The organism is Megasphaera paucivorans (assembly GCF_900103535.1).
Lineage (GTDB): Bacteria > Bacillota > Negativicutes > Veillonellales > Megasphaeraceae > Megasphaera_A > Megasphaera_A paucivorans.
Genome location: NZ_FNHQ01000022.1, coordinates 26,586 through 43,493, shown reverse-complemented (window position 1 = coordinate 43,493; position 16,908 = coordinate 26,586). Strand labels below are relative to the sequence as shown.

General features: G+C 40.8%; 12 protein-coding genes and 1 pseudogene. 11 read left to right on the top strand and 2 right to left on the bottom strand.

The features are described 5' to 3' along the window. Nucleotides 1–305, bottom strand: a pseudogene (locus BLR11_RS09995) (IS481 family transposase); the annotation flags it as partial. A gap of 354 nt (nt 306–659) precedes the next feature. On the opposite strand from BLR11_RS09995, the gene BLR11_RS09990 reads away from it, so the two are divergent. The 11 genes from BLR11_RS09990 to speC all read left to right on the top strand — a co-directional run bounded on the left by BLR11_RS09990 (nt 660) and on the right by speC (nt 15,578). Then, nucleotides 660–1,604, top strand: coding sequence for an aspartate carbamoyltransferase catalytic subunit (locus BLR11_RS09990; protein WP_091651454.1), 945 nt, complete (start codon nt 660–662; stop codon nt 1,602–1,604). Next, complete coding sequence (locus tag BLR11_RS09985) at nt 1,588–2,877, top strand: dihydroorotase (protein WP_091651466.1); 1,290 nt, start codon at nt 1,588–1,590, stop codon at nt 2,875–2,877. The genes BLR11_RS09990 and BLR11_RS09985 overlap by 17 nt, the downstream gene beginning before the upstream one ends. Next, complete coding sequence (locus BLR11_RS09980; RefSeq protein ID WP_091651450.1) at nt 2,874–3,932, top strand: carbamoyl phosphate synthase small subunit; 1,059 nt, start codon at nt 2,874–2,876, stop codon at nt 3,930–3,932. Before BLR11_RS09985 ends, BLR11_RS09980 begins: the two co-directional genes overlap by 4 nt. A gap of 1 nt (nt 3,933) precedes the next feature. Continuing rightward, nucleotides 3,934–7,137, top strand: a complete 3,204-nt coding sequence (gene carB, locus BLR11_RS09975; protein ID WP_091651447.1) for a carbamoyl-phosphate synthase large subunit — start codon at nt 3,934–3,936, stop codon at nt 7,135–7,137. Between the two features lie 3 nt (nt 7,138–7,140). Beyond that, nucleotides 7,141–7,908: a dihydroorotate dehydrogenase electron transfer subunit gene (locus BLR11_RS09970; protein ID WP_091651445.1), complete on the top strand. Its 768-nt coding sequence runs from the start codon at nt 7,141–7,143 to the stop codon at nt 7,906–7,908. 22 nt (nt 7,909–7,930) lie between these two features. Further along, nucleotides 7,931–8,800, top strand: a complete 870-nt coding sequence (locus BLR11_RS09965) for a dihydroorotate dehydrogenase (protein ID WP_245675136.1) — start codon at nt 7,931–7,933, stop codon at nt 8,798–8,800. A 301-nt stretch (nt 8,801–9,101) separates the two neighbouring features. Next, nucleotides 9,102–10,049 carry an N-acetyl-gamma-glutamyl-phosphate reductase gene (argC, locus tag BLR11_RS09960; protein ID WP_091651441.1) on the top strand — a complete coding sequence of 316 codons (948 nt, stop codon included), beginning with the start codon at nt 9,102–9,104 and terminating at the stop codon, nt 10,047–10,049. A gap of 30 nt (nt 10,050–10,079) precedes the next feature. After that, nucleotides 10,080–10,808: a hypothetical protein gene (locus tag BLR11_RS09955; RefSeq protein ID WP_091651438.1), complete on the top strand. Its 729-nt coding sequence runs from the start codon at nt 10,080–10,082 to the stop codon at nt 10,806–10,808. A gap of 169 nt (nt 10,809–10,977) precedes the next feature. Further along, nucleotides 10,978–11,901 carry an acetylglutamate kinase gene (gene argB / locus BLR11_RS09950; RefSeq protein ID WP_091651436.1) on the top strand — a complete coding sequence of 308 codons (924 nt, stop codon included), beginning with the start codon at nt 10,978–10,980 and terminating at the stop codon, nt 11,899–11,901. A 13-nt stretch (nt 11,902–11,914) separates the two neighbouring features. Beyond that, complete coding sequence (locus BLR11_RS09945) at nt 11,915–13,078, top strand: aspartate aminotransferase family protein (protein ID WP_091651433.1); 1,164 nt, start codon at nt 11,915–11,917, stop codon at nt 13,076–13,078. A 316-nt stretch (nt 13,079–13,394) separates the two neighbouring features. Further along, on the top strand, nt 13,395–15,578 hold the full coding sequence (speC, locus tag BLR11_RS09940) for an ornithine decarboxylase (protein ID WP_091651430.1): 2,184 nt from the start codon (nt 13,395–13,397) through the stop codon (nt 15,576–15,578). Between the two features lie 474 nt (nt 15,579–16,052). Here the strand turns inward: speC and BLR11_RS09935 are convergent, their stop codons facing one another. Then, nucleotides 16,053–16,886, bottom strand: coding sequence for a MetQ/NlpA family ABC transporter substrate-binding protein (locus tag BLR11_RS09935; protein ID WP_091651427.1), 834 nt, complete (start codon nt 16,884–16,886; stop codon nt 16,053–16,055). Nucleotides 16,887–16,908 lie beyond the last annotated feature (22 nt).

The window sequence follows — 16,908 nt, the reverse complement described above, 5'->3', positions numbered from 1 at the left end:
GTGATGGATCGTGTATATCCCCGTTTTCTTAGCTTGATCCAAAACACGACCAGCCCGGCATGCGGATTTCGTCGTCGCATATTCTGAATAAACGTTATCTCTTGAGACGTGTGTTGATTGGGATGATGGTGAGGGCGTCTGGATCGGGGCTGTAACGATGCCGGGGTCCCATCATAGCGCCATTGCAAGCGATAGATAAACTGGCGATTCGTACGATATTTTATAGCAGCAATAGTCACACCATATTTTCTGGCGTAAGAAAGAATAGATAGACGATACTTTACATCTTGTGTTATGCTGTTCATGAGAGAGCACCCTTTCTGTTGTGGTTTGGTATAGACAACTTAAGCATAACACAAAATGGTGCTCTCTCTTTTCTGTTTTTGTAACATATCTATGGTAAACCTACAGAATTTATGATACCACCTTAATATTTCCCTTGACTTTATGTCCGCATATGGATACAATAGATAAAGAAAATATGAAGACGGTTCAGTGAAACCGTTTTGTTTTTGGATAGAAGATGGTACCTTTAATATAGTCCAGAGAGGCTAAGAAGGGACATGTTTTTTGTATGTTCTTTATGACCTTTGCCTTTCGGCAGGGGTCTTTTTTGTTGGTGCCAGTTCTGAGTTCAATTTTTTGAAGGAGGATAACTGATGGTCAGTTTAAAAGGACAAAGCCTTTTGGGATTACAAGGAATGCCGAAAGAAAAAATTGATTTGATTTTGCGGGTAGCAAAAAAAATGAAAGAGGTTGTTAACCGAGATGACAAAAAACTTCCATTTCTTCATGGACGATCTATAGTGAATCTTTTTTGGGAACCAAGCACAAGAACTCGCGGATCATTTGAAATGGCGGCTAAATATTTAGGAGCAGATACTGTTATTTTTATTCCGAAAGGAAGTTCTATTGAAAAAGGTGAAAGTTTCCGTGATACGTTGTTGACGATTGAGGCTATGGGTGTTGACGCTGTGGTTATGCGGCATAAACAAGAAGGATGCCATGCGTTTGCGTCACAATTTGTTACTCCTCCCATTATTAATGCCGGCGATGGAGCGCATGAACATCCAACGCAGGGATTGCTGGATTTATTTACTATACATGAAGCTAAAGGACACATTAATGGATTAAAGGTGGTTATTGTTGGGGATATTAATCATAGCCGGGTAGCACGTTCTGATATATATGGCCTTAGAACTATGGGAGCAGATGTACATCTTGTCGGGCCGAGAACCCTTCTTTCTCCAGAATTAGCACACATGGGAGTCACTGTTCATTATGACTTGGATGAAGCCTTAGAAGGGGCTGATGTAGTTAATGTGCTGCGTATCCAGAGAGAACGCCAGGGGGTAGGATTTTTTCCAAGTGTTGGAGAATATGCATCTTTTTATGGTATTAATCATAAACGGCTGCAGCAAGCTAAGAAAAATGTACTTATTATGCATCCTGGTCCGATGAATCGCGGTCTGGAGATAGAACCGGATGTGTGCTATTGGAGTCAATCAGCTATACAAGAACAGGTTAAGAACGGAGTTTCTGTACGCATGGCGGTTCTTTACTTAACAATTATAGGAGGCGATGATGTTGACATTACTCATTAAGGGAGGTCGGGTAATAAATCCGGCATTACAACAAGATGAAGTTTGCGATATCCTGATTGAAAATGATAAAATAAAAGAAATTGGTAGAGATATTCAAGCGCCGGAAGCTCAAATATATGATGCAGAAGGATTGATTGTCGCACCGGGATTTATAGATATGCATGTCCATTTACGCCAGCCCGGGCAATCGGACAAAGAAGATATGAAATCAGGAACAAGGGCGGCAGCAGCCGGCGGCATTACGTGCATTGCAACAATGCCTAATACTTCTCCCGTTATTGATAAAGCGATTATTGTAGAGGGTGTGAAATATAAAGCAGAAAAAGAAGGGGTTGTTAAAGTTGAAGTGATCGGGTCCATTTCCAAAGATTTAAATGGAAAGGAACTATCTGGTATGGGGGGGATGGCAAAGGCAGGTGCCGTTGCTTTTTCTGATGATGGGCGATATGTTGAAAATTCAGATTTTATGCGGAAAGCGCTGGAATATGGCAATATGTTTGATAAGGTGTTGATTGATCATTGTGAAGAAGCAACTCTTGTCAAAGAAGGAAATATGAATGAAGGTATTGTATCTAATGAGCTGGGAATAAAAGGACGTCCCGTTGTTGCGGAGGACATTGCTGTCGCACGAGATATTCTTTTGTCAGAAGCCACAGGAGCGGCAGTACATATTGCTCATATCAGTACAAAAAAAGCAGTTGACATGGTGCGCAGGGCAAAAATTGCCGGAATTCGTGTTACGGCGGAAGCGACACCGCAGCATATGATATTGACGGACGAAGCGCTTAGGACATTTGATCCGCGCTTTAAAGTCAATCCGCCATTACGTTCGAATGATCACAGGAAAGCTGTTGTAGCAGGCCTTAAAGACGGTACTATTGATGTTATTGCAACGGACCATGCACCCCATACATGGGAAGAGAAAGATCAGGAATTTAATTCGGCACTTAGTGGTTTTGTGGGATTAGAAACCAGTATAGGTGCAGTATTAACTTTTTTATACCATCAAGAGAAAGTGGAATTGAAGACGATTATACAGGCTATGTCTACTGCACCAGCACATATTTTACATCTTGATGCCGGAGTCATTGCAATTGGTAAATCTGCAGATTTTACAATACTTGATTTAAATAAAGAATGGGCGGTGAATGCAGAGGAATTTTATTCAAAAAGCCATGCCTCACCGTTTGATGAAATGATATTTAAAGGAAAAGCTGTCGCAACCATTGTTAATGGGAAATTTGTTATGAAGGATGGAGTGGTATTAAAATGAAAGGTGTCCTAATATTGGAAAATGGCCGGAAATTTTATGGCCATATGCTGGCACATGAAGCTGCAGTGGGAGAAGTTGTATTTAATACAGGCATGACAGGATATCAAGAAACTTTCACAGATCCTTCTTATGCTGGACAGATTATTACCATGACATATCCGCTTATTGGTAATTATGGATTATTTCATGAAATTGAACAGGCAAATAAACCATATGCTAATGGGTTTATCGTCAGCGAGCTTTGTGATATGCCGAGTAATTGGCAGAATGAGGGGACTCTTTCTACTTTTATTATGACGCATCACATTCCATGCTTATATGGGGTTGACACGCGGGCGATTACTCGTTCGATTCGTCAACAAGGTGTCATGAAGGGCGTTATTGTTCCGGCTGATATGGAAGAAAACGCTGTAAAAGAATTATTTGATACACCCTTGGAAACACAACTTGTTCAGCAAGTTACGACAAGAACTATTAGACACCAAGGCAGCGGACGTTTCCATGTGGCCGTCATGGATTATGGAGCGAAAACTAATATTTTAAAAGACCTTGTAAAAAATGATTGCCGATTGACTGTTTTTCCTGCGGCAACTAAAGCCGAAGATGTATTGGCAATTAATCCTGATGGCATTTTCTTATCTAATGGTCCGGGAGATCCTAAGGATGTTCCTCATATTGTAAACGAAGTAAAGAAAATGATTGGGCAAAAACCCATCTTCGGTATTTGTCTGGGACTGCAAATGCTGGGATTGGCACTGGGAGGAACAAGTCGTAAGTTGACATTTGGACATCGCGGAGCAAACCATCCGGTAAAGGATGTTTGCACGGGCCGGGTATATATTACTTCGCAAAATCATGGATATGTCATTGATGAAGATTCATTGCCAAACAATGTTGTTGTAACGCACCGCAATCTTCATGATAATACATTGGAAGGATTTAAATGTCCGGAAATGAATATTATGTGTGTTCAGTATCATCCGGAAGCATCGCCAGGACCTACTGATAATTTGTATCTGTTTGAACAATTTATCAAAATGATGGAGGGGAAATAATATGGTTGAAGGATTGAAAAAAGTACTTGTTATCGGGTCCGGTCCTATTATTATCGGTCAGGCTGCAGAATTTGATTATGCTGGTACTCAGGCTTGCCGAGCTTTGAAAGAAGAAGGGCTGGAAGTTGTTCTTATCAATAGTAATCCGGCTACAATTATGACAGATGAAGATATAGCTGATCGTGTATATATTGAACCGATTACACTTGATTTTGTAACTGAAGTTATTTCCAAGGAACGTCCGGAAGGATTACTGGCTACATTGGGCGGACAGGTAGGCCTTAATATGGCCGTGGAATTAGCTAAAGCCGGCGTTCTCGATAAATATAATGTACAACTTTTGGGGACTAGGCTGAGTGCTATCCAAGAAGCAGAGGATAGAGAGCTTTTTAAAAAGGCTATGAATGAAATTAGTCAGCCAGTTCCGGAAAGCGATATTTTTGAAGATGTTGATGCAGCAATTAATTTTGCGGATCGTATTGGATATCCAATTATTGTTCGACCGGCATATACGTTGGGCGGTACCGGCGGAGGAATTGCTCATGATGAAGATGAACTGTTCATGATTGCCACACGTGGAATCAAACTAAGTCCCATTAATCAAATTTTGGTAGAACGCTCTGTGGCCGGCTGGAAGGAAATTGAATATGAAGTTATGCGTGACAAAGCGGATAATTGTATTATTGTATGTAATATGGAAAATGTTGATCCGGTGGGTATCCACACGGGAGATTCTATTGTTGTAGCACCTAGTCAAACCTTGAATGATTTACAATATCAGATGCTTCGGACGGCCTCACTGGCAATTATTCGCCATCTTAAAATTGAAGGGGGCTGTAATGTACAGTATGCATTGGATCCTAATTCGAACAATTATTATGTTATCGAAGTGAACCCACGGGTAAGCCGCTCATCTGCATTAGCTTCAAAAGCGACAGGGTATCCTATTGCCAAGGTAGCGGCTAAAGTTGCTACCGGACTGACCTTAGATCAGATAACCAATGCAGTTACAGGAAAAACAACAGCCTGCTTTGAACCAACATTGGATTACGTAGTCGTCAAATTTCCTCGCTGGCCTTTTGAAAAATTTGCACTTGCCGATCGTATCTTAGGGACACAGATGAAGGCAACTGGTGAAGTCATGGCATTAGATCGTACATTTGAAGGTGCGCTGTTGAAGGCTGTGCGTTCTTTAGAAATTGGTGTCAATTATTTAAGCTTGAAAAAATTGGAATCTCGGTCCCTTGTCGATATAGCCGAAGCCTTGAAAAAAGCAGACGATGAACGAATTTTTGTTGTTGCACAAGCGCTGCGGTTAGGTATCAGTGCTGAAAAGATTCACTATATCACCGGGTATGATATGTGGTTTATTCATAAACTGAAAAATATTATTGATTTAGAACATCAGCTGCAGCTAAAAGGGCTTACGGAAGAAAACATCAAATTAGCAAAACGATATAGCATGCCAGATGTTGTTGTGGCGCAATTTGTCAATGTAACGGAGGATGAAATACGAGCATTCCGTGATGCTATGGACATTCATCCTACGTTTAAAATGGTAGATACCTGTGCGGCTGAATTTGAAGCAGCCACTCCTTATTATTATTCCTGCTATGCAGATGAAGATGAGGTTAAAACGCTTGGTAAGAAAAGTGTCGTTGTCATTGGTTCGGGACCTATACGCATTGGACAGGGAATTGAATTCGATTATTGTTCCGTTCATTCTGCATGGGCTTTACGCAAGGCGGGGATGAACAGTATTATTATAAATAATAACCCAGAAACTGTGAGCACGGATTTTGATACATCTGACAGTCTTTACTTTGAACCACTCACGGTGGAAGATGTAATGGCAGTTATTGAAAAAGAAAAACCGGTTGGGGTTATCTGTCAGTTTGGTGGACAAACAGCAATTAATTTAGCAGCTCCGTTGGCAAAACGAGGTGTAAAAGTTTTAGGGACTTCCGTGAATGGCATGGATATGGCTGAGGATAGAGAACGATTTGATGAATTATTAGCCAGTCTTGACATTCCACGTCCGGCAGGATGTATTGCCACCAGCGATGAGGAAGCTATGGCGGTGTCCAAGAAACTGGCTTTTCCGCTTATTGTTCGTCCTTCCTATGTATTAGGCGGCCGAGCGATGGAAATTGTATATAATGAAAAAGAGTTAGAAAGATATTTGAAGGAAGCTGTTATTGCTTCTCCAGACCATCCTATTTTGATTGACCGGTATATGGTTGGACGCGAAGTAGAAGTTGATGCAATTGCAGATGGTACAGATGTATTCATTCCGGGAATTATGGAACAAATTGAACGAGCCGGGGTGCATTCGGGTGATAGTATTGCGGTTTATCCGCCACAACATCTAAGTCAGCATATTATGGATCAGATCGTTGATTATACAATTCGTATTTCGTTGGCGCTTCAGGTAAAGGGGAGTGTCAATATTCAGTTTGTTGTATCTAATAATGAATTATATATTATTGAAGTGAACCCTCGTTCCAGTCGTACCGTTCCCTTCTTAAGCAAGGTAACACATGTGCCCATGGTAGAATTGGCGACACGTGTAACCCTGGGTGAATGTTTAAAAGACATGGGATTTACGACCGGATTAATGCCAAATAAAAAGCATGTAGCCGCCAAAGCACCGGTATTTTCTTTTAGTAAAATCGGTCTTGCAGAAATTGCTTTGGGACCGGAAATGAAGTCTACCGGAGAAGTCATGGGAATTGGAAAAACATATTCTGAAGCCCTTTACAAGGCTGTAAACGGTGCCAATATGAGAATTCCTGCCGGCGGTACGATTTTAATGACTGTAGCCGATAGAGATAAGGAAGAGTCTGCAGCATTGGCAAAAGGATTTATGGACTTAGGATATCATATTATGGCAACAGAAGGGACGGGTAAATTTTTCCAAGAAAAAGGAATTAATGTTGAAATTGTTAATAAACTTCATGAACAGGGAAAAAACTGTGCTACGGTTATTCGGGGCGGCAAGGTGGATTTAGTTGTCAATACCTTGACGGCGGGCAAACGTCCTGAAAGAGATGGTTTTAATCTGCGGCGCATGGCGGTGGAACTAGCAGTTCCTTGTCTGACTTCATTGGATACAGCAAGGGAAGTGCTGCGGGTATTTGCCAATAGAGGCAAAGAAGGGTATCATCATGTGGCGGCACTGCAGGACTACGATATGGAGGCATGAAAAATGACAGGCATAAAGCAAATTGGGACTATTATTTATAATGAACCCGTTGCACAGTCTGTATATAAAATGGTAGTAAATGCACCGGACATTGCCAAAGCGGCAGTGCCCGGTACGTTTGTACATTTTGGACTGATGCAGGATTCATCACATATATTGCGGCGGCCTATTTCGTTAGCGGAGACTGATATCGAAAAGGGTACGATTACTATTATATACCGTTTGGCTGGTGAAGGAACAACATGTATGAGTCAACTATCGGCAGGGCAAGTTATCGACTGTCTGGGGCCTTTGGGAAGAGGTTTTACCCCTTCCGATAAGCCGGTTATTCTGATTGGCGGAGGTGTCGGAGTGGCTCCGCTGCTTTTCTTGGCATCAAAACTTAAAAAAGAAAATGTGACAGTGATTATTGGCGGTAAAACAGCTTCCGAATTGTTTTGGACAGATATGTTTGATGTGCAGAAAATAGTGACAACTACGGATGATGGATCAGCTGGGAAAAAAGGGGTTGCTGCAGATGTTTTGGCAGAGCTTATTCAATCTACTGGAGCAGCTATAGTCTATACCTGCGGTCCGACTCCGATGGTGAAGAAGGTCGCGGAAATTGCCAAAGCTTGCCGTATTTCTTGTGAAGTATCGCTTGAAGCTTATATGGGATGTGGTACAGGCGGTTGTTTAGGCTGTGTTATTGATGGTCGGGGCGGCAAACGCTATAAAGTCTGTCATGATGGTCCGGTTTTTGATGCAGAGGAGGTGTTCTTTCGTGCTTGAAACAGTTTTGTGCGGGGTAACAATGAAAAGTCCGGTTATCGCGGCATCGGGAACCTTCGGATTTGGTCTTGAATATGCTAACTATTTGGATTTAAATACAGTTGGAGCTATTTCCGTAAAAGGATTGTCCTTAAAACCGCGGCGCGGTAATGATGGAAGACGTATTTGCGAAACTCCTTCTGGCATGTTGAACTGCATTGGACTGGAAAATCCAGGAGTGGAATCTTTTATTAATGATATATTGCCACAATTATCCACATACGATGTTCCTATTATGGCCAATATATCTGGAAGTGATATTGAGGAATACGGAAAAATGGCGGCTCTTCTCGATATCGAGGGAATTGATTTTTTGGAAGTTAATATTTCCTGCCCTAATGTTAAAAATGGCTGTTTAGCTTTTGGAGTAGACCCAGTAAGTGCGGCACAAGTTACAAGAATAGTGAAGAAAAATACGCACAAGCCGGTAATTGTCAAATTGACGCCGAATGTTACCGATATTGTATCGGTAGCCGTAGCGGTTGAAGCCGCGGGGGCTGATGGTATATCACTGATTAATACACTTCTTGGCATGGCTATTGATGTTGATACATGGCAGCCATTCATGGGGAATCGTTTTGGCGGCTTATCTGGCCCTGCGGTTAAACCGGTGGCGGTACGTATGGTTTATCAGGCAGCGCAGGCCGTGCATATTCCGGTTATTGGCATGGGCGGCATTATGAGTGGTCGTGATGCTGCAGAATTTATGCTTGCTGGAGCTAGTGCGGTATCTGTTGGCACGGCCACACTTTGCAGCCCGACGGCTATCGTCGATATTACCAAAGAATTAGAACAGTATGGTCAAGGTAAAGGACTGGTTAATATTGGTGAAATTGTAGGACAATGTAAATAATAAGGAACAATATATGTTGAAAGACCCTTTCCATTCTTCACATTCTATATCCTAATAAAAGAAAATAAGTGCATTTATAAACAAGGAGAACTTCGATTGTTTAATTTGTCCGGGATATATGAATTGTTGTTGATTTGAGAGGGTTTTTATTATGACATATATTCTTTCTTATATTAAAAAATATGTAAAATTTTTGCATAAATTCAACATAAATCTTGACAAAGGATTAAAATGCATATATAATGTATAAAAATTCAAATAATATTTGAATTTATTTTTCAGACACAAAGGAGTGTTGAATGTGAAGACAAAGGTGTTTATTGACGGCCATGAAGGTACAACTGGCTTGCGGATACATGAACGGTTGAGCAAGCGCAGCGATATTGAATTAATTTCAATTCATGAAGAACTGCGCAAGGATACAGCCGAGATTAAGGAATGTCTGGCTGCTGCCGATATCGCTTTCCTTTGTCTTCCGGATGCAGCTGCCATAGAAGCTGTATCTCTTGCAGAAGGCAGTAAGGTTCGTATTATTGATACTTCAACAGCCCATCGTACAGCGACTGGGTGGACTTATGGATTTCCTGAACTTTCGAAAGAACAGTATATACAGATTGCAGAAAGCAGTCGTGTTGGCAATCCGGGATGTCATGCCAGCGGTGTTATTTCTGTGATTCAGCCGCTTCGAGATATTGATCTTATGCCGGCGGATTATCCTGTAACTGCATTTTCTCTAACTGGATACAGCGGCGGCGGGAAAAAAATGATTAAACAATATGAAAAAGGCGAAAAAACGGAGGAGCTTTTAGCTCCGCGTCAATATGGTCTCGGACAAAAGCATAAACACTTAAAAGAAATCGTTGATATATGCGGACTTTCGCAGGCTCCCATATTTTCTCCTATTGTTGATGATTACTACAGTGGGATGGAAGTGACGATTCCTATATTTACAAAATATCTTAAAGGAACACCGTCTTTTAAAGATGTATGGGAAGTATATGCAGCGCATTATGAAAATTGCCCATTTGTTCATGTTTTGCCATTTGGTGAAGATAAAGGCGGCTTTCTTGCAGGTAACGGCAAGTCTGGGTACGACGATATGGAAATTATCGTGACAGGTAATGACGATCGTCTGGTTATTCATTCTATTTTTGATAATTTGGGCAAAGGTGCTTCAGGAGCAGCCATTCAAAATATGAATATCATGATGGGCATTGATCCGGCAACGGGATTAAAATTAAGTAAATAATAAAGTTGATGACGTACAGGAGATGAGAGTATGGAACAAGAAAATGGCAGTATATGTGCCCCGGTAGGATTTTTTGCAGCTGGAACATACAGTGGTGTTTGCAATTGCCGCATACAGTTAGATCTGGCAATGATTCTTAGCCAAAACGATTGTTCCATCGTAATGGAAAGTTCTTTTGGAAATTGGCAGCACACAGGGCGGGTTTTGTTATATCATAACGGCTTAGCTCTGCCACCAAGCGGCAGGGGAAATGAAATTACTGCAGAAGTGTGTAAAGCTGCTGCAGAACACACGAATATTCCGGCCCAAGCGGTGTCGCTTGCTGCAACAGGTATAAGCAACCAATACTTCCGCCCCTCTCTCTTGATTAACAGCATTAGTACGTTAACGGCATCCCTTTCACCTGAACATGATCATCTGGTAGAACGTGTAATGCAAAATGGCGGTGATATTGTAAGCGGTGCAGTATCTTTATCTGCGTCAGGCAGTAGCTATACGTTAGGCGGCATCATGACTGAAGAGGTACAGGGCAATCCGGGTATGTGCCTGATGACGACTGATATGGCAGTTACACCGCAGCAAATTCAGCAAGCTATTCGCAGCAGCAAGGACTGCTTTGATCTGCAAGGATATACCATTATTGTTATGGCGAATGGAATGGCGGCAGCAGGAGGCAGCAATAGCGAGCTCCTTGTTCAGGCTATGCGCTGTTTTATGGCAAAAAACGGCATTCATGCTGCACTTAAAGAGTGTAGTTGATTTATGAATGCAATTTCATTTAAGGTATCATTACAATTTCATATATATGTAAGGTCATATTTTCTATCCAAATTCAAACAGATGTGGTACAATAAATCAGTTTTTCATATAGGTTGATTTGTTGTACCACATCGCATTCAACCACAAACTAGGGAGGAGATACAAGGTAATGAACAAAAAGGAACAAGTACAGGAAGTCATCGCACAGGCAGGAAAAGCTGTGACTAATGCGCAGAAAGCGCAGATTCTGATGAATGCGCTGCCGTACATCAAGCAGTACAGCGGCAAGACTATTGTTGTCAAATATGGCGGTAACGCGATGTTGAATGAGAACTTGAAGAAAGCTGTTATGGGGGATATTGTTCTTTTGTCACTCATTGGAGTTAAGGTAGTTCTTGTCCATGGTGGAGGTCCGCATATTGCAGAGGTCTTATCCTGGGTAGGGAAAGAGTCGAAATTTATAAACGGTTTGCGAGTGACTGATGAAGATACCATGAAGATTGTTCAAATGGTGTTGGCCGGTCAAGTTAACAAGGATCTGGTTAATTTAATTGGCATGATAGGCGGCAAGGCTATTGGACTATGTGGATTGGACAGTCAGATGATAAAAGTGAAGCAACTGGACAAGGAATTGGGACTTGTAGGCGATATTACGGACGTTGATGTATCTTTAATCGAGGATGTTCTTTCTAAAGGATATATACCTGTTATTTCTACGATTGGAACAGATGCAGAAGGACAAGCTTACAATATCAATGCCGATACGGCAGCGGCTGAAATTGCAGGAAAATTGAATGCCGAGTGTATGTTGTCCATGACAAATATAGATGGTGTTCTGCGTGATAAGGATGATCATACTACATTGATCAGGAAAATATCACTGGAACAAGCCGATGAATTGGAGCGGCAGGGAATTATAGCCGGTGGAATGATACCGAAAGTACACTGCTGTACAGAGGCAATTCGGGCTGGTGTTAAAAAAGTATTTATTATTAATGGAACAGTACCTCATGCGATTTTAATTGAGATGCTTACAGAAGAAGGGTTAGGGACTATGTTTGTCAGCCCCCAGTATGAACAGGAAAAATTATAGGAGGTGCGTTGGGATGGATTACAAGGCGTTAGATAAGGAATATATCGTTAATGTTTACAATCGGCTTGATGCAGTAATCGACCATGGCAAAGGGGCTGTATTGTATGATGTAAATGGCAAAGAATATATTGATTTAAGTGCCGGTATTGCTGTTAATATTTTTGGTGTTTGTGATGATGTTTGGAAAAATGCAGTTATTTCCCAACTTAATACATTAAGCCATATTTCTAATGTATTCTATACAGAACCGCAAATAATTTTAGCTGAAAAGCTTTGTAAAAAGACGGGAATGAAAAAAGTGTTTTTTTCAAATTCCGGAGCTGAAGCCAACGAATGTGCTATCAAGGCAGCTCGAAAGTATTCTCATGATAAATATGGTAATGGACGCTATACCATTATTACATTGAAGAATAGTTTCCATGGAAGAACGATGGCAACATTAACTGCTTGTGGACAAGACTCTCTGCATGAAGATTTTGGGCCATTTCTGGATGGTTTTGTGTATGCTGATGCTAATGATTTTGATTCTGTTGTGAAACTCGCTGAGGAAAATTCGGTTTGTGCTATTATGATGGAGGTAGTGCAAGGCGAAGGGGGAGTAAAGCCATTGGATCCGATGTTTGTTCACCAGGTCAGCGAGTATGCCAAAGCACATGATATTCTCGTCATTATTGATGAAGTGCAAAGCGGCAATGGCCGGACCGGAGCGTTATATGCCTATATGAATTATGGCATTCATCCTGATATCGTATCAACGGCAAAAGCGATTGGCGGAGGACTTCCTATGGGTGCGACATTGTTTGCTGATACGACGCAGTACGCCTTGACAGATCATACGCATGGATCTACTTTTGGCGGGAATCCCATTTGTGCAGCCGGTGCTATTACTATTATTGATCGTCTTGATGATGCTTTTTTAACTGAAGTCAAAGAAAAAGGGTTATATATTAAAAAGGAACTGGAATCCTGCAAAAATGTAGAATATGTTTCAGGTATGGGACTAATGATTGGGGTAAAGTTGAAAAAAGACCTCATGGATGTTGTTAACGAGTGTATTGATAAGGGCGTTCTCGTTCTTACGGCAAATGGACTTCTGCGTCTTTTACCGCCGCTTAACATACCTATGGACGTATTGAAAAAAGGGATTGCCATTATTAAAGAGGTTATTGAAGCCTAACTTTTTATTGTATTATAAATACATAGCAGTTAAGCAGATCGGCACAATTTTTGAAGTATGGTTACTTCAGCAATTGTGCCGTTTTTCAGTTAGTAAAGATATAAAGACGGTAATTGTATGCGATGCTGATGCGGATAAAGTATGGTACATGTCAAGATATGTGCAGCGATAGCTAATCATAGGGACTATTTGACACATTGCGTGTATTATGACATGTATGTTTATATTTTTCTTGCTATTAGAGATATTTTTGCTTACAATTAGTTTGAGTTAAAAATTCAAAGGAAAAGGTCGCGGATAGATAGGAGTATAGCCAATGAAACATTTGAAAATAGCGTATAGTTTTGATGTACAATATTATTTTGTAGACAGTGATCGGGAAATAGTCCCCATTGAACAGACTGATTTCACCGATGTTGCCGTTGCCGTAGTATCGGATCAAGACTTTGATTATATTGATAAGATTGACGCTGCCGGTTTTGGAGTACCTATTATGGTGATTATGCCGGGAGGAGAAAAAATGCCTTCTCAGTATGTAGATAAGGTAGATTGTGTAATTACAGAAGAGATGGTTAATAAGAGCCGATGCATTGAGACGGCGGAACGCTTGGCAAGCAATTATGAACAACATGTACTGCCTCCTTTTTTTGCAGATCTTGTGGATTATGTCAGTGAAAAAAATAATCCGTTTGATTGTCCAGGACACCAAGACGGAGAATTTTTTAAAAAACATCCGGCAGGGCGATATTTATATGATTTTTATGGTCCCCATATTTTCCAATCGGATATTTGCAATGCTGATGTTACATTAGGAGATTTGCTGATTCACGAAGGTCCGGCATTGGAAGCACAAGATTTTGCGGCAGAAGTATTTCATGCTGATAAGACATATTTTGTTCTGAACGGAACATCTTCCTCGAACAAAGTTGTGACTAATGCACTTTTGACTCCGGGAGATCTTGTGCTTTATGACCGAAATAATCACAAATCAGTAGCTTTGGGAGCGTTGGTACAGGCGGGAGCGACACCGGTATATTTAGAAACGGCGCGTAATCCTTACGGATTTATTGGAGGTATTGACGACCATTGCTTTAACGAGATGTATCTCAGAAAACTGGCAGCTGAAAGGAATCCAGAAAAGGCAAAGCAAAAACGTCCTTTCCGTTTAGCTGTTATTCAGTTGGGAACATATGACGGAACACTGTATAATGCACGGTATGTGGTGGATAAAATCGGGCCTCTTTGCGATTATATTCTCTTTGATTCTGCATGGGTAGGATATGAACAATTTATTCCCATGCTGCGGGACTGCAGCCCTTTATTGCTGCATTTGACACCGGAGGACCCAGGTATTATGGTGACGCAGTCCGTTCACAAGCAGCAAGCCGGCTTTTCACAGGCTTCTCAGATTCACAAAAAGGATAGTCATATTAGTGATCAAGAACGATATTGCAATCATAAGCGTTTTAATAATTCTTTTATGGCGAATGCTTCAACTAGTCCATTTTATCCGATGTTTGCAACGATTGCTGTCAATGCAAAAATCCATTCGGGCGATGCGGGACGTAAAATGTGGAGAGATTGTGTCAAGATGGGTATAAAAGTCCGTAAAGATATTTTGCGGCGTTGTGAATACATTAAACCTTTCATAGCCCCTAGTGTGCATGGAAAGCGCTGGCAGGATGGGGATACAGAGGCAATGGTTGATGATTTGGCTTATTTTTCTTTTGAGCCAGGAGCTAAATGGCATGCTTTTGAGGGATATGGACCCGGTCAATATCTAGTGGATCCTTGTAAGCTTTTACTTACTACTCCGGGAATCAATCCGGAAACAGGACAGTATGAGGAATTTGGCATTCATGCTAATATTTTAGCAACTTATTTGCGTGGGAATGGCGTTATTCCAGAGAAATGCGATCTTAATTCTATTTTATTTTTGTTGACGCCGGCAGAAAATAAAAATAAACTACGTTTCCTCACATCACAACTTGTACGTTTTGAACGATTTATTGAAAAGGATGTTCCTATGGAGGAAGTACTCCTCGGTGTATATAATTCGCATCCGGCACGCTATGCAGGATATCATATACGGCAGCTTTGTCAGGAAATGCATGATTTTTATCGGGAACGAAATGTTAAAGACTTGCAAAAGAAGTTGTTCCGCCGAGAATGTTTTCCGGAATATGTCATGAATCCACAAGCGGCACAATATGCTTTTATTCGCGGACAAAGCGAACTGGTACCATTATCTGAGATAGAGGGACGTATTGCACTAGAAGGAGCTCTCCCGTATCCACCAGGAGTTCTCTGTGTTGTACCCGGAGAACGTTGGTCAAAAACTGCTGTGCAGTATTTTCAAACACTGGAAGAAAGTATTAATATTCTTCCGGGATTTGCTTCGGAAATTCAAGGCGTATACCTTGAAAAAGAAGGTACTAAAACAAAAGCTTACGGATATGTATTGACAGAAAAAGCAGAAAAATATTTTTTGAATAAATAAAAGCCGATTGTTGTATACAATGAACACCTCCTTGTCAAGTAGACAGCGGAAAAAATAACACCAATCAAATGCTTATGATTGGTGTTATTTTTTATGCTATTGAACGCAGAAATTTCCTATATTCCATAAGTAATATTCTTAGATACGTTAAGCAAACCTTGCGAACCTAATGATTGATATGTTTGAAGCCATTGTTTAACAACTGCAAAAGTACCATTGAACAAAGACGCTAAATGGGTAAGTGAATCTTCCTCTCAAAAGTACTTTTCAATGGTTGCTATCCTTCCGGCTCCTTATATTTTGGCTCTATGTGACATAAAAAAACTCCTCCTTGTAATAAACAGTTTTATTATTTAAACTGTCTACTACAAGGGGAGCATATCACATACTAATGAACGGCTTTTATTTAGACCAACAAAAGAACTATCATTTTATAAAATTGCTGGCATGGAATAATATTGCAATCACTATATATTAGAAACTCGGAAGAATAGCTCCTTTATATTTTTCTTCAATGAATTTTTTGACTTCCGGTGATTGCAGTGCCTTTATCAGTTTTTGAATTTCGGGACGATTGATGTCGCCTTCACGGACCACGAGAATGTTGGCATATGGAGAATCTTTCGATTCCAGATATAATGCATCTTTTAAAGGATTAAGATTTGCTTCCATGGCGAAGTTTGTATTAATGACGGCAATATCTACATCACTTAAGGAACGGGGAATTTGTGCAGCGTCTAGCTCAACAAACTGAAGCTGTTTTGGGTTATTTGCAATATCTTGTACTGTTGAAGTAATGTTATCTTTGTCTTTTAACGTAATAAGGCCGGCTGATTGAAGTATGAGCAATGCCCGGCCGCCATTGGTTGGATCATTTGGAATAGCTACTTTGGCATTGTTGGGAAGGTTCTTTAAATCCGTGATTTTCTTTGAATATACACCCATCGGTTCCAAATGAACTTTGCAGGCTTCTTGAAGTTTTAGACCATGTTCGGCATCGAATTTGTCCAAGTATGGTTTATGTTGAAAAAAGTTAGCATCTAGTTCTTTGTCGGCAAGAGCCAAGTTGGGTTTTACATAGTCCGTGAATTCAACGATTTTTAGATTTACTCCTTCTTTTGCAAGTAATGGTTTGATTTCATTGAGAATTTCACTGTGAGGTACCGGTGTAGCACCAACGGTGATGGTGACACTTTTGGAACCGTCTTTGTTGTTCTCGGGAGTGCTGCTGCCGCAGCCACTGGCAAGGAGAGCTAGTGACAAAAGAGTTGTGGCAGCTAGAAAAGTGAGTTTTTTAAATTGTTTCATGAATGATTCCTCCTAGGGGGAT